This is a genomic window from Thioclava sp. F34-6, from assembly GCF_002213235.1.
Classification (GTDB): domain Bacteria; phylum Pseudomonadota; class Alphaproteobacteria; order Rhodobacterales; family Rhodobacteraceae; genus Thioclava; species Thioclava nitratireducens.
In genome coordinates this window covers 151,851-171,454 of record NZ_NBOA01000007.1, presented here as the reverse complement: position 1 = coordinate 171,454, position 19,604 = coordinate 151,851, and the positions used below count along the sequence as shown (strand labels likewise).

Genomic DNA, 19,604 nt, shown 5'->3' with positions numbered 1-19,604 from the left:
CTGAATAGTGAGGACCTTATGGCCGTTGTCGTCGTCGAATCCCCTGCCAAGGCCAAGACGATCAACAAGTATCTAGGGTCCGATTACACCGTTCTCGCCTCCTTCGGTCACGTCCGCGATCTGCCTCCGAAAGACGGTTCGGTCGATCCCGAGCACGATTTCGAGATGAAATGGGAAGTCGCTAGCGACTCGAAAAAGCACATCAAGGCGATCACCGACGCGCTGAAAGATGACGACACGCTGATCCTCGCAACCGACCCCGATCGCGAAGGCGAAGCCATCTCGTGGCACCTGCAGGAAGCGCTGGAGAAGAAGCTCAAGGGCAAGAACGTCTCCCGCGTCACCTTCAACGCGATCACCAAGACCGCAATCCAAGAAGCGATGAAGCATCCGCGCGATGTCGATGCGCCGCTGGTGGAGGCCTATCTCGCCCGCCGCGCACTCGATTACCTCGTGGGCTTCAACCTCTCGCCGGTTCTCTGGCGCAAGCTGCCTGGCGCGAAATCGGCGGGCCGTGTCCAGTCGGTTTGCCTGCGCCTCATCGTCGAGCGCGAGATGGAGATCGAAGCCTTCAAGCCGCGTGAATACTGGACGGTGAAGGTGACCCTGACGACGCCGCGCGGTCAGGAATACGAAGCGCGCCTGTCGGTTCTCGGCGGCAAGAAGCTCGAGAAATATGACCTCGAGAACGAGACCGCAGCCGAGATGGCGGTGCAGGCGATCACCTCGCGCGATCTCAGTGTGACCTCGGTCGAGGCGAAGCCCGCCAACCGCAACCCCTACCCGCCCTTCATGACCTCGACGCTGCAGCAGGAAGCCAGCCGCAAGTTCGGTTTCGGCGCGCGCGCCACGATGTCGGCGGCGCAGCGTCTCTACGAGGCGGGGCACATCACCTATATGCGGACCGACGGCATCGACATGGCCCCCGAGGCGGTGATGCAGGCGCGCGATGCGATCAAGGACAAGTTCGGCGACAGCTACGTCCCGAAAAGCCCGCGCATGTACAAGAACAAGGCGAAGAACGCGCAGGAAGCGCACGAATGTATCCGCCCCACGGATATGTCGAAATCGCCCGACAAGCTGAAGCTCTCCGACGATCAGTGGAAGCTGTATGATCTGATCTGGAAACGCACGATCGCGTCGCAGATGGAAGCGGCCCGGTTCGAGCGGACGACCGTTCTCGTCGGCTCCGGCGACGAACAGGTGGAATTGCGCGCGACCGGCTCCGTCGTTGTGTTCGACGGCTTCCTGAAAGTCTACGATCAGGGCCGCGACGACGATGAGGGCGAAGACAGCAACCGTCTGCCGCAGATTCACGAGGGCGAAGAGGCCAGGAAGGGCGACATCACGCCCGAGCAGCACTTCACCCAACCGCCGCCGCGCTACACTGAGGCGACCTTGGTCAAGCGGATGGAAGAGCTCGGCATCGGGCGCCCCTCCACCTATGCCTCGATTGTCACGACGATTCAGGATCGCGGCTATGTCCGCAAGGACAAGAACCGCCTGATCCCGGAAGATACCGGGCGCTTGGTGACGGCCTTCCTGTCGAACTACTTCAAGCGCTACGTGGAATACGATTTCACCGCCGATCTGGAAGATCAGCTCGACGATATCTCCGCAGGCGATCGCGACTATAAGGAAGTGCTCAAGCGCTTCTGGCGTGATTTCTCGGCAGCTCTGGAAGAGACGTCGGAGCTGCGGATCTCGGAAGTGCTCGACAAGATCGACGAGGTTCTGGCGCCGCATCTCTATCCGCCGCGCCCCGACGGGTCGGACCCGCGCATCTGCCCGCTTTGCGGCAGTGGCAAACTGCACCTGAAGACCGCGCGCTCCGGCGGGGCCTTCATCGGCTGCGGCAACTATCCCGAATGTCGTTTCACCCGGCCTCTGTCGGCGCCCGATGGCGACGATGAGGTTCAGGCGCTCGACGGCAAGGTGCTGGGCTATGACGAGGAGCAGGCGATCACGCTGCGTGTGGGTCGTTTCGGCCCTTACGTCCAGAAGGGCGAGCCGACCGAGGATGTGCCGAAACCCCCTCGCGCTTCGCTGCCCAAGGGCTGGAAACCCGAGGAAATCGACCTCGAAAAGGCGCTGCTGCTCTTGAGCCTGCCGCGCGAGATCGGCCCGCACCCCGAGGACGGCGAGTTGGTCGAAGCCGGGATCGGCCGCTACGGGCCCTACGTCAAGAAAGGCCGCATCTACGCGAACCTGCCGGAAGTTGACGAGGTCTTCACCATCGGCATGAACCGCGCCGTGGAAGTGATCGCCCAGAAAGCCGCCAAGGGCGGGCGCGGTGCCGCCGCGAAACCGCTTAAGGAGTTGGGCGAACACCCCGAGGGCGGCCCGATCGCGGTCATGCCGGGGCGCTACGGTCCCTACGTCAAATGGGGCAAGATCAACGCGACCCTGCCGAAAGAGCTTGAACCGGAAGCCGTCACGCTCGAAGACGCGCTTCCGCTGATCGAGGCGAAGGCGGCCAAGAAGGGCGGCACAAAGAAGAAAGCCGCGCCTAAAAAAACGACCGCGAAGAAGCCTGCGGCCAAGAAACCGACCGCCAAGAAGACCGCCGCGAAGAAACCCGCGGCGAAAAAGACGGCGGCCAAGAAGACCGACGAGGAGTGAGGCGCCCGCGCCCACTTCGTCTTGATGAAAAAATCCCGGGGGAGCGCGACAGAGCGGGGGCAGAGCCCCCTCCCGGCGCGCTCGCGCGCGAAGTTGACCCCAACACACCACCCTCGCCGCATCGCAGCAATTGACTCCCCTCCGCCCCGGCGTCATCTTCACGCGCATATGAGCGGAGGATATCCATGAACAAGATTTACGGTTCCGCGAAGGAGGCTCTCGACGGGCTTCTCTTCGACGGAATGCTGATCGCGGCAGGCGGCTTCGGCCTCTGCGGCATCCCTGAAATGCTGATCGACGCGCTGGTCGAGAGCAAGGTCAAGGACATCACCGTCGCGTCGAACAATTGCGGCGTGGACGGGTTCGGCCTCGGCAAGCTGCTCGACACGAAGCAGATCAAGAAGATGATGTCGTCTTACGTGGGCGAGAACGCCGAGTTCATGCGCCAGTATCTGAGCGGCGAACTCGAGCTGGAATTCAACCCGCAGGGCACTCTGGCAGAGCGCATGCGCGCCGCCGGCCACGGCATCCCCGGCTTCTACACCAAGACCGGCTATGGCACCCAGATCGCCGAAGGCAAAGAGGTGAAGGTGTTCAACGGCGAGCACTACATCCTCGAAGAGGGCATCTTCGCTGACGTCTCCATTGTGAAGGCGTGGAAAGCGGATGAGACTGGCAACGCTGTGTTCCGCAAGACGGCCCGCAACTTCAACCCACCGGCGGCGATGTGCGGCAAGGTCTGCGTGATGGAAGTCGAAGAGATCGTGCCCGTGGGCTCGCTCGACCCTGACTGCATCCACCTGCCCGGCATCTACGTGCACCGCCTGATCCAGGGCGAACATGAGAAGCGCATCGAGAAAGTCACCACCCGCGAAAAGAAGGAGGCCTGACCCATGGCATGGGATAGAAATCAGATGGCCGCCCGCGCGGCGCAGGAGCTTGAAGACGGCACCTATGTGAACCTCGGCATCGGCATCCCGACGCTGGTCCCGAACTTCATCCCCGAGGGCGTGCACGTCACGCTGCAATCGGAGAACGGCATGCTGGGCATGGGCCCCTTCCCCTATGAGGGCGAAGAGGATCCCGACCTGATCAACGCTGGCAAGCAGACGATCACCGAACTGCCCAACACGGTCTATTTCGACAGCGCGATGAGCTTTGGGATGATCCGTGGCGGCAAGATCGCGATGGCGATCCTCGGCGCGATGGAAGTGGCCGAGAATGGCGATCTGGCGAACTGGATGATCCCCGGCAAGCTGGTGAAGGGCATGGGCGGCGCGATGGACCTCGTGGCGGGCGTGAAGCGAGTCATCGTCGTAATGGATCACACCAACAAGCATGGCGACAGCAAACTGCTGAAGGAATGCACCCTGCCGCTGACCGGCACCGGCGTCGTCAACCGCATCATCACCAATCTCGGTGTCCTCGATGTGGTCGAGGGCGGACTGAAGATCGTCGAATGCGCCGAGGGCGTCACCGAGGACGAGATCCGCGAAGCGACCGAGGCGACGATCGTCAACTGATCGCCTCCATAGGTTAGATACGGAAAGAGCGGCCTTCAGGGGCCGCTCTTTGCCATTTGGGTGACCCGGAAAACGCAACCGTCGCTCACCAGCTGCGGGCGCGTCGCACAGAGCCCCCGCGCCACGTTCCACGCCGCCAGCACCTTAGGCACGTAGTCGCGCGTCTCCGCATAGGGCGGCACGCCGTCATTGCGCTTCACCGCGTTCTCGCCCGCGTTGTAGGCGGCGATGACCATCAGCGGATCGCGGTCGAATTCCTTCATCAGCCAGTCGAGATAGCTCACCCCGCCCGCGATGTTCTGCGCCGGGTCCTTGCTGTCTTCGACGTCGAACCGCTCTGCGGTCGCTGGGATCAGCTGCATCAGCCCCACGGCCCCTGCATGGCTTTGCGCGTCGAACCGTCCACCCGATTCCACCGCGATCATCGCCAGCACCAGCGCTGGCGAGACCTCGGTCCCGATGGTCGAACGCAGGATATCGGTGCCATGCGCCCGTGCGATCTTCGCCAGATCGTTGAGCCGCGGCTCGCGCACCCGCGTACCCTTCGGCCCTTGCGAAAGAGCGGAAATCGCCTGATCGAACCGCCCCGCTCGCTCGCCCAGACGCGGCGAGACCTTGTTCCAATACCACGCGTAATGCGCCGGCACGCGCGGCGTCGGCGTAGAGGCCGGAGCATCGCCCGTCGCGCTGTCGTCCGCGGGAGGCGCCGTATCCGGCTCCCAGGGCTGTTTCGCCATCGCGGCAAGCTGGCGCTTCTGTTCCTCGGGATCGATCTGGATGGTTATGAAGCGTTTGGTGCCCGGCGCGGGCGGTTTGACCGTCTTGGGCTTCACGCTCTTGAAGAGGGGGGCTGCGGGCTCGGCCCCCACGGGCGCGACCACGGCCACCATCGCACTGCAGAGAATCCCTGCGAAAACCTTGCGCATCTGCGCCACCTGCTCACTGCCTCGCGCGGCTCTCGAGGGCCGCTTTGGCCCGACTATCCCTGAAAACCTGGAAAAATTCCAGAAAATCCGCCCCTTTGAGTCCCGCGAATCGCGGTGTGATGACCGGAATCCTGACGCAAAATGCAAATGTTCCAAAAAATTTGGATTTTTATTTCCTTATTTCACAATGGGTTAGATTGCGCGTCAGCCTGAATTTCCATTTTCGCGAAATCGCCTGCGATGCGCCCAAATCGCGCCACGTTCCGGGGGCCATATGTCCCCATACCGCGAGACGGAAACCGGCACGGACGCCAACCGGGACCGCGGGGCAGAGACAAAACCTTAGGAGAGACACCATGATGAAATTCTTCAAACTCAAGAAGTTCCACGACGAAGAAGACGGCGCTGTGACCGTTGACTGGGTTGTGCTGACCGCTGCCGTCGTCGGCCTCGGCGCCGCCGCGCTGGCCCTGGTCCGCACCCAGACGGGCGTGCTTACCGGCAAAATCGCCACCTATCTGAACGGCGCAGAGGTCACGGAGACCTTTACCGATGCAGAGGTTGCTGCGGGCGCCGGCGTCACCCCGTAACCGCACCGACCAGCACCTAATGTTAGGCCGCTCTCGGGAGCGGCCTAACATCTTAAAGCAAGTACTCTTGTAGTGAATTCGCAGCAAAGAGCCAGCACGAGCGGCACGGTCGCGCAAGAACAAAACCGCGCCCTTCAACCAAGATCACCTGAGAAATGTGATGTAAGGACGTTCGATGTTTCGAGAAAAATTCGCAAATATAGTTCGAGCTGAAGATGGTGCGGTTACGGTCGACTGGGTTGTCCTTACTGCATCAATCGTGTCGCTCGGTTTCATGGCAGCGGTGTTAATCTGGGACAAAACCGGGGGAGCCTCGCGCAACATTTCCCAGTACATCAGTACGCAAGAAGTAGTAACAACATTCGGCGAAAGCGAACTCGGAAAATGAAGGCCGGTTTTCTTGCTCGCGTCCACTCCACGCCAACGTTTCGCCACCTTTGCGAGCAATAAAGCGACTCTCGGCGCGGTATTGTGGCCGATTTGAAAACAGAAGGATGCTCCAATGCGACTGATCTTTGTTCTCTTCCTCGTTGCAGGCGTCGGCCTCGCAGGCGTGGCGGTCATGATGGCTCAAGGTCAAATTGCTCAGTTCCAGGCCGAACGGGACCAGTTGGTCGCTATGCAGAAGGATGCACCCAAGCTCGCCGACGTCGTCGTTGTGCGGAAAGAGCTGAAATACGGTGAGCATTTTGGCCCCAAAGACCTCGCCACCATCAAGATGCAAGCCAACGCGGTGCCGAAAAACGCCTTTACTGTGATCACCGCGAAGCAAGGCACGCCGGAAGCGGCACGTGCTGCGTTCCTGGAGGGAGAAACCCGTGATCGGGCGTCGATGCGCGCGCTTACTCCCGGAGAAATACTGCTCGCCTCGCGTGTCACCCAACCGGGCGAGAACGCCGGCATCATGGCGAGCCTCCCGGACGGTCGTCGCGCGTTCACTATCCAAGTTTCGTCGACTTCGGCAGTTTCGGGCTTCCTGCGTCCGGGAGATTTTGTCGATGTCTACTGGTCCGGCTCAATCAACGGCGAACCCGTCACGAAGCTGATCGACAGCAACCTGAAACTGATCGCGATCGACCAGAGCACCGATCCCGACCGCACCAGCGCGACCCAGATCGCGCGCTCGGTCACGGCAGAAGTCAGCCCCGAGCAGGTCGCGGCCCTGACGCTCGCGCAGAACACCGGTCGCCTGACCCTTTCGCTCGTCGGCTTGGAGAACAGCGCGCAACTCGGCCAGATCGAAATCAACCGCGATGAGCTGCTTGGCATCAAGAGAGAAGAAGTCAAACCGGTCGAAAAAGCGCAGGTTTGCACGATCAAGACCCGCAAGGGCACGGAAGTCATCGAGACGCCGATCCCCTGCACGAATTAAATAAATGACAAATATCAGTCGCTTGCGCGGGGCTCTACGGGGCCCCGCTTTCATATGTGACACGTTTTCCACATCAAGAACGACGCTCAATCCATTGATTCTTGCAAAAAAACAGGTCTTGCCGCATTCTTTCCCGCAATAATGGACCATAACAGTCCCTAAGCAGGCAGAAGATTTGCGAGTGGCGTGATCGGAGAGGCAGGGTCACAGATGAAATTTAGAACTTTGATGCAGGCCTGCCTATGTGGCATGGCGTTGAGCATCGCGGCGATGGGCCCGGTGCAGGCAGACACGTTGCGGATCATGTCCGGCGCCACTCAAGCGCCGCTGACCGTTCCGCTCAACCGTGCGGTGGTCGTGGAAAGCGACACGCCGTTCTCGGAACTCTCGATCGCCAACCCTGGCATCGCGGACATCCAGACCCTTTCGGACCGCTCGATCTATGTGCTCGGCAAGGTTCCGGGCCGGACGACGCTGACGATCCTCGGCGCTGACGGCAAGCTGATCTCCAATGTCGACGTTCAGGTGACCCCGGACCTCGCGGAGTTCAAGGAACGCCTCAAGCAGATCCTGCCCGGCGAAAACATCCAGGTCCGCACCGCGAATGACGGTATCGTGCTGTCGGGCACTGTTTCCTCGGCACAGAAACTCAGCCGCGCGTTGGAACTGGCCAATCGCTACGCGCCCGACCGGGTGTCGAACCTGATGATGGTGGGCGGTACGCAGCAGGTGATGCTGAAAGTGCGCTTCGCAGAGATGCAGCGCTCGGTCGCGAAAAGCCTCAGCTCCTCGATCAATGCCAGCCTCGGTCCGAACGGAGGCTTGGGCGCGGGCGCTGGCTTCGGAGGCACCACAACGACTGCCTCGAACGCTGCCTCGCAGAGCTACGAGAACGGGATCGGCATCGGCCTGACCCGAGGGACCTTCCAGCTGGGCGTTCTCATCCAGGCGCTTGAGAACAAAGGCGTGGTTCGCACCCTTGCGGAACCCAATCTCACCGCGCTTTCCGGTCAGTCCGCGGATTTCCTCGCTGGTGGCGAATACCCGATTCCGGTGCTCAACAACGGTGACGTCTCGATCCAGTACAAGCCCTTCGGCGTCGAGATGTCTTTCACCCCACGCGTTGTCGATGGTGACGTGATCAACCTCGAAATCGCCGCCTCTGTCTCCTCGATCGACACGGCGAACGGTTACACGAGCGGGACCTTCAACGTCAGCGCCTTCAAGAAGCGCTCGACCTCGACCACCGTCGAGATGCGCGACGGCGAGAGTTTCGCGATCGCGGGTCTGCTGCAGGACGACTTCAACGATTCCGTGGGGCAGATCCCGTGGCTCGGCGATGTGCCGGTGCTCGGCGCGCTGTTCCGTTCGACCGAGTTCGAACGCAAGCAGTCCGAACTGGTGATCATCGTCACGCCGCATCTGGTCTCGCCCGTGAAGGGCGACACGCTGGTGCTGCCGACGGATCGCCTGAAGCCGCCAACCGAGTCCGAGCTTTTCCTCAACGGCAGAACCTCGGGCGGTCGAGCACCGCAGAAGGGTCCTGCCGCGGAAGTCGCCAAGCAGGACTTCTCCGGGTCCTATGGCTATGTGATGGAGTGAGCGAAATGGCTGGGAACATGAAACTGCGCACCCTCGCGATCACCGTCGGAACTCTGGCTCTGCTGGCGGGCTGTTCCGAAGGCACCAAGGTCTTCAACTCCGAGGTCGGCTCGACCACGGAAGGCTCCCTCGGATTCGGCTCCGCGATCGCGCAGAACCAGGCGATGATGAGCGGCAATCAAAGCTACGTCATCAACATGACGCGCAAATTCGCCGCCGACGTGCCGAACACGGTGCATTTCGCCTTCAACTCCTCGGTGCTCGATGCGCAGGCGCGCAATGCGCTGCTGATGCAGGCGAACTGGATCCGACAGAACCCGGAAGTACGCTTCCGCGTCTATGGGCATACCGACCTCGTAGGCTCCGACGCCTATAACAAGGCCTTGGGGATGCGACGCGCCCGCGCCGTGGTGAATTTCCTCGTGTCGCAAGGCATATCCCGCGCGCGGCTGGAGGCGGTCGTTTCCTTCGGCGAAACGCATCCGCTTGTCTACACGCAGGCTCCGAACGCGCAGAATCGCCGCACCGTCACCGAGGTCTCCGGCTTCGTGACCAAGGGCCGGCCTATGCTGCTCGACGGAAAATACGCGGCGGTAATCTATCGCGACTATATCGCCTCGGCGACAGCCGGCGGCGGCAACAACAATAGCGGAGGCGGCAACTAAGCCACTGAATTTGCTAACCTTGTCGCAACATCGCGGCAAATGAGACCCATAGACGGCGGGCGCTTTCAACAAAGCCCGCCGTTTTTCTTTATCGTCTCTCAATATCCCACAATTGAAACAGTCTGGCCCCAATGTCGCCCAGATTAGAAACGAGATTGAGCCTCGACGGAATAGACGCGTCCAGCGAGTCGCGTCCGGTCCGCGGCGTAGCAACAGAGTTAACCGAACCGCGCCACGGGTCACGAAAAAGAGGACAGAGGCAATGACTGCAGCAGCTATCATGACTTCGGAGCCGGCCCCGATCCAGGCGTGCACCGTGTCCCGCGATGTGTCGAATTTCGATCTGCTGATCGAGGATATGGAAACCGAGCTCGGCGAAAGCTGGGGCGATCTGACCTTCGATGAAGCGGTCATCTTCCTCGGCCAGCCAGACGCGGAACAGCTCGAGTTCATCGCGATCGCCGTCAATGGCGAAGACGAGGACGAGCTGACCAAGATTTCCGGCATCATCACCGAGGCGAAGGACCGCAACATCCGCGTCATCCTGATCGCCGATGAGGTCAGCCCAATCGCGCTGCATCAACTGTTGCGGCTCGGCGCGGATGATTTCGTCCCCTACCCGCTTCCCGAAGGCGCGCTGCACGACGCGATCGAGCGTCTTGGCCAAGCCGCCCCGCCGGTCGAAGCCGCGCCCCCCGTCCACGCGCCGACCTTTGCGGCGACCGGCAACCACGATGGTGTCGTCCTCCCGGTTCACGGCCTGTCCGGTGGCGTCGGTGCAAGCACCTTCGCGGTGAACCTCGCCTGGGAAATGGCGACGATCCACGACGGTAAAAAGAAGAAGAAAGCCCCGTCGACCTCGCCGAAAGTCTGCCTGCTCGATCTCGACCTGCAATTCGGCGCCGCCGCGACCTATCTCGACCTGCCGCGCCGCGAGGTGATCTACGAAATGCTCGCCGATACCGAGCATATGGACAAAGAGACCTTCCGACAGGCGATGCTCAGCTTCAACGACAAGCTCGACGTGCTGACCGCGCCGACCGACATGCTGCCGCTGGACCTTCTGAGCGGCGACGATCTGGAGCGCCTGATCGACATGGCGCGGGCACATTACGATTTCGTCGTGATCGACATGCCCTCGACTGTGGTCAGCTGGACCGAGACGGTGCTGAACAAGGCCCATCTCTACTTCGCGCTGATCGAGCTGGACATGCGCTCGGCCCAGAACGTGCTGCGGATGCAGCGGGCGCTGAAGTCCGAGGGGCTGCCGACCGAGAAGCTGCGTTACGTGCTCAATCGCGCGCCGAAATTCACCGATCTCAACGGCAAGGCCCGCGTGAAGCGACTGGCCGAGAGCCTCGATATCTCGCTCGAGCTGCTGATGAGCGATGGCGGCAAGCAGATCACTCAGGCCAACGATCACGGGCTGCCACTGGCGCTCTCGGCACCGAAAGTGCCGCTACGCAAGGAATTCCAGAAGCTCGCCGGCTCGCTGGTGGAGCTGAACGAATCCGTCGAAGCAGCCGCCTGACCCGAAAGGACACGTCCAGATGTTTTCGCGCTACAAGAAAGACGGGGCAAAGCCCACCAACGGCAAGGCCGCCCCCCCGCCGCCCGCGCCCGGTGCCGCCAAGCCGCCGCCGGTCGACGCTGCGCCGAAGACGCAGGTGGTCCATCGCAAGATGGGCCCCGCGAAGGTTGCTGCCGACCCGGTGGCCGTCGACAAGGAAAAGAAACGCAAACAGCGCCTTCAGGAACTCAAGGTTGAGCTGCACAAGCGGCTGCTGGAGAACCTGAACCTCGCCGCACTTGAGCACGCCTCCGAACGCGAGCTGCGCGCCGAGATCGCCGACATCACCGCCGAGGCGATGACCGAGCTTTCGGTCGCGCTTAACGCGCAGGACCGCCAGGCGCTGCAACAAGAGCTTTACGACGAGGTCATGGGGCTCGGTCCGCTCGAGCCGCTTCTGAAGGACGACACCGTCAACGATATTCTCGTGAACGGCCCGCAGCAGATCTTCATCGAGCGCAATGGCAAGCTCGAACTGAGCGACATCACTTTCAAGGACGAACGCCACCTGCTGCGCATCATCGACAAGATCGTGTCGGCCGTGGGCCGGCGCGTCGATGAATCGAACCCTTATGTGGACGCGCGTCTCGCCGATGGCTCGCGCTTCAACGCGATGGTGCCGCCGATCGCGGTGGACGGCTCGCTCGTCTCCATTCGTAAGTTCAAGAAGGACAAGCTGGGGATTGACGATCTCGTCAGTTACGGCGCCTTCACCGAGGAAATCGCGGCCTATCTGCAAGCGGCCGTCGCGACCCGTCTCAACGTGATCGTCTCGGGCGGGACGGGTTCAGGTAAAACGACGACGCTGAACGCGCTTTCCTCATTCATCGACAACTCCGAGCGCATCCTGACGATCGAGGATACGGCGGAGCTTCAGCTGCAACAGACCCATGTGGGCCGGATGGAAAGCCGCCCGCCGAACGTCGAAGGCAAGGGTGCGGTCACCCAGCGCGACTGTCTCAGGAACGCGCTGCGGATGCGTCCCGACCGGATCATCGTCGGCGAAACGCGCGGCGAGGAAGTCATCGACATGCTGCAGGCCATGAACACGGGCCACGACGGCTCGATGACCACAATTCACGCGAACTCCGCCCGCGATGGCGTGGCGCGTCTGGAGAACATGATCTCGATGTCGGGCATCGAGATGCCGATGAAGGCGATGCGCAGCCAGATCGCTTCGGCTGTGAACCTGATCGTGCAGGCCTCGCGTCTGCAGGACGGCTCGCGCCGCATGGTTTCGGTCACCGAAATCACCGGCATGGAAGGCGACGTGATCTCGATGCAGGAAGTCTTCCGCTACGAGCGTCTCGGGCTTGCCCCCGACGGCAAGATCATCGGCCGCTTCACCGCGACCGGCGTGCGCTCTCATTATTCCGATCGGTTCCGGCAATGGGGCTACGACCTGCCGGCGTCGATCTACGAACCCGTGCAGGACTAAGGACACTCCGCCATGGCGACCCCCATTATCTACCTGCTGATCTTCGTCGCGGTTCTGCTGCTCGTCGAAGGCGTCTACCTGCTGGTCTTCGGCAAATCGATCTCGCTCAACAAGCGGGTCAATCGCCGCCTCGAGATGCTCAACAAGGGCGAACGGCGCGAAGAGGTGCTGGAGCGTCTGCGCAAGGAAGCGTCGCAGCATAGCGACGCGCGCTCGATCCCGCTCTATTCGCTGCTGGCAGACAAGGCGCAGAAGGGCAACATCGCGTTCTCGCCGATGGCGCTGATCGGCATCATGGCCTTCGCCTGCTTCGCCGCTTTCATGGCACTCACGCTGAGCTCGGATGCCGGCATCTTCATCCGCATCTTCCTCGCGCTGTTCATGGGCGTGGGCGGCGTTTATTTCTGGGTCAACTCGAAGGCCAAAAAACGCATGGCCCTGATGGAGGAGCAGCTACCCGACGCGGTGGAACTGATGGTGCGCTCGCTTCGCGTCGGTCACCCCCTGCCCTCCGCGATCCAGGCGGTCGCGCGCGAGATCCCCGATCCGCTGGGCACCGAATTCGGCATCATCGCCGACGAGGCGGCCTACGGTCGCAACGTGGCCGAGGCGATCTCGGAAATGGCTGAACGGCTCGACATGCAGGATCTGCGCTTCCTCGCGGTCGCCGTGTCGATCCAGCAGACCTCGGGTGGGAACCTCGCAGAGGTTCTCGACGGTCTGTCCAAGGTGATCCGCTCACGCTTCCGGCTGTTCCGCAGGGTGAAAGCGATTACCGCGGAGCCGCGCTGGTCGGGCATCTTCCTCTCGGCCTTCCCCGTCGTGGTGATGGTGATCATTCAGGTCGTCTCGCCCGACTATTACGACGAGGTCAAAACGACCGCCGCCTTCATTCCGGCCGCGATCGTGGTGTTCCTGCTGCTCGGCGCCAACGTGATCTTCATGAAGGTCATGACAACCATCAAGGTCTGAGGAGAGCCCAATGGATTTCGCTGACATCAACCAGATGCTGATCGATGCGCTCGGGCCGATGGGTCCGATGATGGCGCTCGCAGGACTTGGCGGGCTTCTCGTGCTTGCTGCAGTCCCCGCGCTCCTGAAGAAGCGCGAAGACCCCTTTGACAAGATCCGTGGCAACGCCCCGCGCTCGCCGCGTCAGGCACCCAGCACGAACAACGACAGCCCCAGCCAGAAGCTGCGCGACACGCAGAACGACAAACTGCAGAAATATGCGGCCTTCCTCGAACCGCAAAATGCCGAGGAACTGTCGGAGTCGCGCAAATGGCTGCAATCGGCCGGCTATCGCGGTCCGAATGCAGTGCGCACCTTCCACGCGGTTCAGTTCGCGGCTGGCATCGGCCTGCTCGCGCTCGGCTCGCTCTATGTCGTGCTCTACAACTCCAGCGCGCCCGAAGGGCAGGCGATGGGGATGCTGGGCACCGTGCTCTGGGTGCTCGGGCCCGGCGGCGTGGGCTATTACGGCCCGAAATACTGGGTGAACAAGCGCGTGGCAGCGCGCACCGACGAGATGCAGAACGGCTTCCCCGATGCACTCGACATGCTCCTCGTCTGCGTCGAGGCGGGCCAGTCCCTCGATCAGGGGATCATCCGCGTCTCGAAAGAGCTGAACAAATCCTACCCGGCACTGTCGGAAGAATTCGCGATGGTCGCGCACGAGATCAAGGCCGGTCTCGACAAGGCGACCGTGCTGCGCAATTTCGGCGAACGCTCTGGTGTGCCGGATATCGCGAGTTTTGTGACCGTGATGATTCAGTCGCAGCAATTCGGCACCTCGATCGCAGAGGCCCTGCGCCTCTATGCCGCCGACATGCGCGACAAGCGGATCATGCGCGCCGAGGAAGCCGCCAACAAGATCCCGACCAAGATGACGCTGGGCACGATGATGTTCACCGTGCCGCCGCTTCTGATCATTCTTGTTGGCCCGTCGATCCATGATATGCTTGAGAACTTCAAGAATATGGGCATTTGACGGCATGATCCCAAAGCGCCGCGGCCTGATACTGGCCGCGCTGACAGTAACCGCACTGGCCGCCTGTAACCCGGGCGGCCTTTCGGCTGAGAAACGGGGCGCTTTCGCCCCCGGCACCAAACCCGGAGCGGAGGCGGTCGACGGGCTTCTGGTCGGCCACCGGCTGATGGAAGCGGGTGAATACGAGCTTGCCCTGAAAGCCTATTACCGCGCGGCAGGCCAGCATGGCGCCACGGCGGAAATCCTCTCGGGCGTGGGCTCGGCCGACCTAAAGCTCGGGCGTCTCAACCAGGCGGAACAGATGCTGCGCCGGGCGACCGAAGCCGATCGGACCTTCGTGCCGGCGTGGAACAACCTCGGCGTCGTTCTGATGGAGCGCGGCAAATACGCCGAAGCCGCCCGCGTCTTCAAACTGGCCTTCGCGCTGGACAGTGGCCAATCGGACGCGATCAAGCAAAACCTCACGCGGGCGCTCGCAAAAATCGAGGAGCCGGGTTACGCTGCGCCACAGGACAAGCAGTTCACGCTCGTCAGGAAAGGGGTCGGTGACTACCTGCTGCTGACGAAGCACTGAGGCTCGAGCAAAAAGGACGCAGGTAACATGCGCCACCCGATCTTTCTGGCAGCCTTGGCTGGCTGTGCGATGACTCTCTCTGGCTGTATGGGCAATAACAGCGACGCCGAAGTCGCGCGCGCGATGAAAAGCGTGAATGCCGTCGACGAGACCAACCTCACCGACATCATGCTGACGGTCGCCGACCCGAACGAGGCCGTAACCTATTTCACCCGGCTGTCCAACGATCACCCCGACCGGATCGACGCCAAGCGCGGCCTCGCGAAATCGCTCGTGCGCGCTCAGAAGCCGGTGCAGGCCGTGAAGGTCTGGCAGGAGGTCATCGCCATGCCGGGCGCGACCAATGACGACCGCGTGTCGATGGCCGAGGCGCAGATCCGCTCCAATGACTGGTCCGGAGCGAAGGCGACGCTGGACACCGTGCCGCCGACCCACGAGACCTACGACCGCTACCGGCTTGAGGCGATGGTCGCCGATAGCGAGAAAAAGTGGAAGAAGGCCGACAGCTTCTACGAGACCGCGGCGGGCCTGACCACGAAGCCCGCGGGCATCTACAACAACTGGGGCTTTTCCAAGCTCAGCCGCGGCGATGCGGCGGGGGCCGAGAGACTGTTCAAGGAAGCGCTCACCTACGACCCGACGCGCTTCACCACGAAGAACAACCTCGTACTCGCCCGTGCGAGCCAGGGCAAATACGACCTGCCCGTGATCGACATGACCCAGACCGAGAGGGCGCAATTGCTCTATACGGCGGGTCTCGCGGCGGTGAAGCGCGGCGACGTCAATATCGGCAAGACGCTTCTGCAAGACGCGATCGACACCAATCCGCAATATTTCGCGGAGGCCGACCGGGCGCTGAAGGCGCTCGATCAGGGATCCTCGAGCGCGCTGAAGGGCTGACGGAATGCTCGGTCTTGCTCCGCCTCTGTCGGCGCTGATCTTTCTGGTGCTGATTACCCCGGTTTGCGCCTGGGTGGTCTTTACCGACCTCAAATACATGAAGATCCGCAACAAGGCGGTACTGGCGCTGCTGTTGATCTTTGCGGTGGCGGGGCCGCTCCTGCTGCCGCTCGACGTCTATGGATGGCGTTGGACCCATGCGCTCGTCGTCTTCGCGATCGGCTATATCCTGAACCAGATCGCGCATTTCGGCGCGGGAGACGCGAAATTCGCCGCCGTCGCCGCGCCATTCTTCTCGCATGACCTGTTCGACGTGCAACTGACGATGTTCCTGCTCTGCGCCTTCCTGTTGGCCGCCTTCGCTGCGCATCGCATCTTTCGTGCAATCCCGGCAGTGGTGAACGCGACCCCCGAGTGGGTCAGCTGGAAGCGCAAGGACTTCCCGATGGGTTTGGCGCTGGTCGGCACGCTCTGGGCGTATCTGCTGCTCGCGGCCCTTGGCTGATTGTTCGGCCCGCCGACCAGGTATCGCGACGATTACCCTGTTTTTCCAACTTTTGGCCACAATCGCCAGCAAGATTGGCCCGGACCGATCTTCGCCCCGTTTTTGATCAGACGGGACGTATAGCCGAGAGGATGCGCCAGATGAACATGATGACCGCGAATGTCATCGCCCCTGTCCCGCCGCGCGCGCTGGAGGAAACGGGGCTAAATGTCGTGGTGATGCGCGACATCCTCCTGAAGACGATGTTCCGCACCAATACGGACACGGCCTCCGCGCTGTCGAAGCTGGTCTGCCTGCCGATTACCATGGTGCAGGAATTGATCGACATGTGCCGCAAGCACGGTCTGCTGGAGGCGATGGGCACGCTGCACGCCAATTCCGGCGGCGAGATGGGATTTCAGCTGTCCGATAGCGGCAAGGCGCGCGCGCTCGATGCGCTCGCACAGTCGGAATATTACGGCGCGATGCCTGTCCCGCTGACGATCTATCGCGAGCAGGTCAAGCGCCAGTCGATCCGCAACATCCAGCTGACCCGCCAGCAGCTTCTGGGCGCGATGGGCCACCTGATCCTGCCGCCCGACCTGATCGGCCAGCTTGGTCCGGCGGTCTCCTCGGGGCGCTCGATCCTGATGTACGGTCCGCCCGGCAATGGCAAATCCTCGATCTCGAACGGTATCCGCGACGCGATCGGCGACAATATCTTCATCCCCCGCGCCGTCGAATATGCCGGTCAGATCATCACCGTCTACGACCCTATCGTACATACCCCCGTCCCCGTCGAGGAGGACGATCCCACCGCCCTGCGCAAGCGCGGGATGCAGTTCGATCAGCGCTACGTCTATTGCGAGCGCCCGACCGTGATTACCGGTGGTGAACTGTCGCTCGACATGCTCGATCTGAAATACAACGCGACCGCGCGCACCTATACCGCGCCGCTGCAGTTCAAATCGGCGGGCGGCGTCTTCATCGTGGACGACCTTGGCCGTCAGGCAGAGCCGCCGCAGAAGCTGGTGAACCGCTGGATCGTGCCGCTGGAAGAGAACCGCGATATCCTCTCGCTTCAGTCGGGCGAGAAATTCGAGGTGCCCTTCGACACGCTGGTGATCTTCTCGACCAACTTCCACCCGAACGATATCTTCGACAAGGCGGCGCTGCGTCGTATCTTCTTCAAGATCAAGATCGACGGGCCGAACCAATCCGACTATCTCAAGATCTTCCAGATGGTGGCGAAGAAGCGGCAGATGCCACTGGATGAGAAAGCGTTGCTGCACTTGCTCAAGGTGAAATATCCCACCATCGACAATGTCTACGCCAATTATCAGCCGATCTTCCTGATCGACCAGATGATCTCGATCTGCGAATTCGAGGGCATCCCCTATCAGATGACACCGGAGCTGGTGGATCGCGCCTGGGACAACATGTTCGTGAAAGACGAGGTGATCGTCCACTGACGGCGCTACTGCGCGGCCATCCGCTCCGCTCCGGAAGGCGGGAAGCCCGCAGCCTCGACGCGCGGCTGGTAGGTGCGCGAGACAGGCACCTCTTCGCCGTCGGACATCTCCAGAAAGACCCGCCCCTTCTCCTTGCGCATCGCGCGCACCGCTTCGCGCGCCACCCAATGCGAGCGATGGACCTGCAGGCCTGGCGCGCCCTCGGTCTCGGCGATCGCATCGGCAAGCCGGATCAGCAGACTGGTCTGCCCGGCCTCGGTGACCACGTCGACATAGTGGTCATTCACCGCAAGCCGGATCAACGGCGCGCGCAAGTCCGGCTCGAGCCGATAGAGCAGACGTGGCGCGGGCCGTGTCAGAGCTTTCTCGGCCGACGGATCGGCCCCGCTTGGCGCTTCTGTCGTATAGGCAGCGGCATGGATCTCACGCGACCGCGTCCGGCGCCCCTGCTCGGGCGCCATCCAGTGCCGCAGGATCGACCCCGCCATCGAGAGGCCAAAGATATATGCGGCCATGTGGAATATCTCGAACCCGCCGAAATTCGGCTTCTCCGCAAGCAGCAGGACGAGCAGGTAAAGCGGCGCGGTCAGCACGAGAGCCGAGAGACCCGCGAGGGTCGGAGCCTCGTATCGGAAACAGCGTAAACCCAACTTGCGCCGCACGAAAATGCGGATTGCCGCGCCTATCAGAATGCCCACGGCGATACTGGTCGGCCAGAAAACCAAGCGTGCGCCGAAGGACATGGATTCGAGAGAGTTGAACGGACCGGCGGCGACGCCGAAAAGCGATGCGACGATCCAGATCACCGGCAGAGCCGGAATCTTCAACGCCCGCCAATATGTCTTCCAGAATCCTGCCATAGCCGCCACGCCTCAATTGACGCTTGGGTAACGCAAGCATCACAGGTCCGACAACGGCAAAGGCCGTTTTCTCCTGTCCAACCTGCGGAAATCCTTACCTACTTTCGTCAGGCAGTCAAACCCTCGGGTTCGGGCAGATTGTTCGCGCGGCAGCAGGCAGTGACCGTGTTGGCCAGCAGGCAGGCGATGGTCATCGGCCCGACGCCGCCTGGCACCGGGGTGATCGCGCCGGCGACCTCCTTGGCGCTGTCGAAATCGACATCGCCGACCAGCCGCGTCTTGCCCTCGCCCTTCTCGGGCGCGTCGATCCGGTTTATGCCGACATCGATCACGGTCGCGCCAGGCTTCACCCAGTCGCCCGGGATCATGCGTGGACGGCCCACGGCCGCGACAAGGATATCGGCGCCGCGACAGACATCCGCGAGGTTCTTGGTGCGGCTATGCGCGATGGTGACGGTGCAGCTGTCGCGCAGCAGCAGTTGCGCCATCGGCTTGCCGACGATGTTGGAGCGCCCCACCACGACGGCGTTCAGCCCCGAGAGGCTACCCAGTTGATCGCGCAGCATCATCAGGCAGCCCAGCGGCGTGCAGGGTACCATCGATTTCTGCCCAGTGCCGAGAAGGCCCACATTGAGGATATGGAAGCCGTCGACATCCTTCGCGGGGGTGATCGAATTGATCACCTTCTCCTCGTCGATGTGATCGGGCAGCGGTAGCTGCACGAGGATGCCATGCACCGCCGGATCGGCGTTGAGCTTCTCGACCAGAGCCAGCAGATCGGCCTCGGAGGTCTCGACGGGCAGCTTGTGCTCGTAGGAATTCATCCCGGCTTCAAGGGTCTGCTTGCCCTTGTTGCGCACATAGACCTGACTGGCCGGGTCTTCGCCCACCAGAACCACCGCGAGGCCCGGCGTGATGCCGTGTTCCTCCTGCAGCCGGGTGACATGCTCGGCCACCTTCTCGCGCACGCTCGCTGCGAAGGCCTTCCCGTCGATGATCGTCGCCGTCATTTCATT

At 62.0% G+C, this 19,604-nt stretch carries 19 protein-coding genes; 16 read left to right on the top strand and 3 right to left on the bottom strand.

What is annotated here, in order from left to right:
- The first annotated feature begins 18 nt into the window (after positions 1–18).
- From topA to B6V72_RS15780, 3 genes are all read left to right on the top strand, one after another.
- Positions 19–2,622 (top strand): type I DNA topoisomerase, encoded by a 2,604-nt coding sequence (topA, locus tag B6V72_RS15790; RefSeq protein WP_088735983.1) that lies wholly within the window; start codon positions 19–21, stop codon positions 2,620–2,622.
- Positions 2,623–2,807: 185 nt separating this feature from the next.
- Entirely contained in the window at positions 2,808–3,512 is a 705-nt protein-coding gene (locus tag B6V72_RS15785) for a CoA transferase subunit A (protein ID WP_088720366.1), read from the top strand.
- A gap of 3 nt (positions 3,513–3,515) precedes the next feature.
- Positions 3,516–4,145, top strand: a complete 630-nt coding sequence (locus B6V72_RS15780; RefSeq protein ID WP_075775901.1) for a CoA transferase subunit B — start codon at positions 3,516–3,518, stop codon at positions 4,143–4,145.
- Between the two features lie 35 nt (positions 4,146–4,180).
- On the opposite strand, the gene B6V72_RS15775 is transcribed toward B6V72_RS15780, so the two are convergent.
- Complete coding sequence (locus B6V72_RS15775; protein ID WP_240497740.1) at positions 4,181–5,071, bottom strand: lytic transglycosylase domain-containing protein; 891 nt, start codon at positions 5,069–5,071, stop codon at positions 4,181–4,183.
- 356 nt (positions 5,072–5,427) lie between these two features.
- Here B6V72_RS15775 and B6V72_RS15770 point away from each other — a divergent pair, with 356 nt between their 5' ends.
- The 13 genes from B6V72_RS15770 to B6V72_RS15710 all read left to right on the top strand — a co-directional run bounded on the left by B6V72_RS15770 (position 5,428) and on the right by B6V72_RS15710 (position 17,728).
- Positions 5,428–5,661: a hypothetical protein gene (locus tag B6V72_RS15770; protein WP_168173062.1), complete on the top strand. Its 234-nt coding sequence runs from the start codon at positions 5,428–5,430 to the stop codon at positions 5,659–5,661.
- A gap of 175 nt (positions 5,662–5,836) precedes the next feature.
- Positions 5,837–6,049 (top strand): hypothetical protein, encoded by a 213-nt coding sequence (locus tag B6V72_RS15765; protein ID WP_088722942.1) that lies wholly within the window; start codon positions 5,837–5,839, stop codon positions 6,047–6,049.
- Positions 6,050–6,163: 114 nt separating this feature from the next.
- Positions 6,164–7,033 (top strand): Flp pilus assembly protein CpaB, encoded by an 870-nt coding sequence (cpaB, locus tag B6V72_RS15760; protein ID WP_088735982.1) that lies wholly within the window; start codon positions 6,164–6,166, stop codon positions 7,031–7,033.
- A 210-nt stretch (positions 7,034–7,243) separates the two neighbouring features.
- Positions 7,244–8,635 carry a type II and III secretion system protein family protein gene (locus B6V72_RS15755; RefSeq protein WP_088720370.1) on the top strand — a complete coding sequence of 464 codons (1,392 nt, stop codon included), beginning with the start codon at positions 7,244–7,246 and terminating at the stop codon, positions 8,633–8,635.
- 17 nt (positions 8,636–8,652) lie between these two features.
- Positions 8,653–9,300, top strand: a complete 648-nt coding sequence (locus B6V72_RS15750; protein WP_088735981.1) for an OmpA family protein — start codon at positions 8,653–8,655, stop codon at positions 9,298–9,300.
- Between the two features lie 262 nt (positions 9,301–9,562).
- Entirely contained in the window at positions 9,563–10,831 is a 1,269-nt protein-coding gene (locus B6V72_RS15745; RefSeq protein WP_088735980.1) for an AAA family ATPase, read from the top strand.
- 19 nt (positions 10,832–10,850) lie between these two features.
- The gene (locus tag B6V72_RS15740; RefSeq protein ID WP_088735979.1) at positions 10,851–12,308 is read left to right on the top strand and encodes a CpaF family protein; all 1,458 of its coding nucleotides are present in this window, start codon (positions 10,851–10,853) and stop codon (positions 12,306–12,308) included.
- Positions 12,309–12,320: 12 nt separating this feature from the next.
- On the top strand, positions 12,321–13,280 hold the full coding sequence (locus tag B6V72_RS15735) for a type II secretion system F family protein (RefSeq protein ID WP_075775895.1): 960 nt from the start codon (positions 12,321–12,323) through the stop codon (positions 13,278–13,280).
- 10 nt (positions 13,281–13,290) lie between these two features.
- A complete protein-coding gene (locus B6V72_RS15730; RefSeq protein WP_088735978.1) occupies positions 13,291–14,298 on the top strand; it encodes a type II secretion system F family protein in 1,008 nt (335 codons plus the stop codon).
- 4 nt (positions 14,299–14,302) lie between these two features.
- Positions 14,303–14,872, top strand: a complete 570-nt coding sequence (locus B6V72_RS15725; protein WP_088720374.1) for a tetratricopeptide repeat protein — start codon at positions 14,303–14,305, stop codon at positions 14,870–14,872.
- A gap of 27 nt (positions 14,873–14,899) precedes the next feature.
- Positions 14,900–15,772: a hypothetical protein gene (locus B6V72_RS15720; protein WP_088735977.1), complete on the top strand. Its 873-nt coding sequence runs from the start codon at positions 14,900–14,902 to the stop codon at positions 15,770–15,772.
- Between the two features lie 4 nt (positions 15,773–15,776).
- Positions 15,777–16,277, top strand: a complete 501-nt coding sequence (locus B6V72_RS15715; protein WP_088735976.1) for a prepilin peptidase — start codon at positions 15,777–15,779, stop codon at positions 16,275–16,277.
- A gap of 140 nt (positions 16,278–16,417) precedes the next feature.
- Positions 16,418–17,728: an ATPase gene (locus tag B6V72_RS15710; protein WP_075775890.1), complete on the top strand. Its 1,311-nt coding sequence runs from the start codon at positions 16,418–16,420 to the stop codon at positions 17,726–17,728.
- Positions 17,729–17,733: 5 nt separating this feature from the next.
- Here B6V72_RS15710 and B6V72_RS15705 read toward each other — a convergent pair whose 3' ends face one another.
- Together B6V72_RS15705 and folD are read right to left on the bottom strand one after the other, a co-directional pair.
- Positions 17,734–18,588: a LytTR family DNA-binding domain-containing protein gene (locus B6V72_RS15705; protein WP_088727905.1), complete on the bottom strand. Its 855-nt coding sequence runs from the start codon at positions 18,586–18,588 to the stop codon at positions 17,734–17,736.
- Between the two features lie 107 nt (positions 18,589–18,695).
- Positions 18,696–19,598, bottom strand: coding sequence for a bifunctional methylenetetrahydrofolate dehydrogenase/methenyltetrahydrofolate cyclohydrolase FolD (gene folD / locus B6V72_RS15700; RefSeq protein WP_075775887.1), 903 nt, complete (start codon positions 19,596–19,598; stop codon positions 18,696–18,698).
- Positions 19,599–19,604: the final 6 nt, after the last annotated feature.

Bases quoted from the DNA above. Each gene is read 5' to 3' on its own strand.
- topA (WP_088735983.1), top strand. From the start codon at position 19: ATGGCCGTTGTCGTCGTCGAATCCCCTGCCAAGGCCAAGACGATCAAC.
- B6V72_RS15785 (WP_088720366.1), top strand. From the start codon at position 2,808: ATGAACAAGATTTACGGTTCCGCGAAGGAGGCTCTCGACGGGCTTCTC.
- B6V72_RS15780 (WP_075775901.1), top strand. From the start codon at position 3,516: ATGGCATGGGATAGAAATCAGATGGCCGCCCGCGCGGCGCAGGAGCTT.
- B6V72_RS15775 (WP_240497740.1), bottom strand. From the start codon at position 5,071: ATGCGCAAGGTTTTCGCAGGGATTCTCTGCAGTGCGATGGTGGCCGTG.
- B6V72_RS15770 (WP_168173062.1), top strand. From the start codon at position 5,428: ATGATGAAATTCTTCAAACTCAAGAAGTTCCACGACGAAGAAGACGGC.
- B6V72_RS15765 (WP_088722942.1), top strand. From the start codon at position 5,837: ATGTTTCGAGAAAAATTCGCAAATATAGTTCGAGCTGAAGATGGTGCG.
- cpaB (WP_088735982.1), top strand. From the start codon at position 6,164: ATGCGACTGATCTTTGTTCTCTTCCTCGTTGCAGGCGTCGGCCTCGCA.
- B6V72_RS15755 (WP_088720370.1), top strand. From the start codon at position 7,244: ATGAAATTTAGAACTTTGATGCAGGCCTGCCTATGTGGCATGGCGTTG.
- B6V72_RS15750 (WP_088735981.1), top strand. From the start codon at position 8,653: ATGAAACTGCGCACCCTCGCGATCACCGTCGGAACTCTGGCTCTGCTG.
- B6V72_RS15745 (WP_088735980.1), top strand. From the start codon at position 9,563: ATGACTGCAGCAGCTATCATGACTTCGGAGCCGGCCCCGATCCAGGCG.
- B6V72_RS15740 (WP_088735979.1), top strand. From the start codon at position 10,851: ATGTTTTCGCGCTACAAGAAAGACGGGGCAAAGCCCACCAACGGCAAG.
- B6V72_RS15735 (WP_075775895.1), top strand. From the start codon at position 12,321: ATGGCGACCCCCATTATCTACCTGCTGATCTTCGTCGCGGTTCTGCTG.
- B6V72_RS15730 (WP_088735978.1), top strand. From the start codon at position 13,291: ATGGATTTCGCTGACATCAACCAGATGCTGATCGATGCGCTCGGGCCG.
- B6V72_RS15725 (WP_088720374.1), top strand. From the start codon at position 14,303: ATGATCCCAAAGCGCCGCGGCCTGATACTGGCCGCGCTGACAGTAACC.
- B6V72_RS15720 (WP_088735977.1), top strand. From the start codon at position 14,900: ATGCGCCACCCGATCTTTCTGGCAGCCTTGGCTGGCTGTGCGATGACT.
- B6V72_RS15715 (WP_088735976.1), top strand. From the start codon at position 15,777: ATGCTCGGTCTTGCTCCGCCTCTGTCGGCGCTGATCTTTCTGGTGCTG.
- B6V72_RS15710 (WP_075775890.1), top strand. From the start codon at position 16,418: ATGAACATGATGACCGCGAATGTCATCGCCCCTGTCCCGCCGCGCGCG.
- B6V72_RS15705 (WP_088727905.1), bottom strand. From the start codon at position 18,588: ATGGCAGGATTCTGGAAGACATATTGGCGGGCGTTGAAGATTCCGGCT.
- folD (WP_075775887.1), bottom strand. From the start codon at position 19,598: ATGACGGCGACGATCATCGACGGGAAGGCCTTCGCAGCGAGCGTGCGC.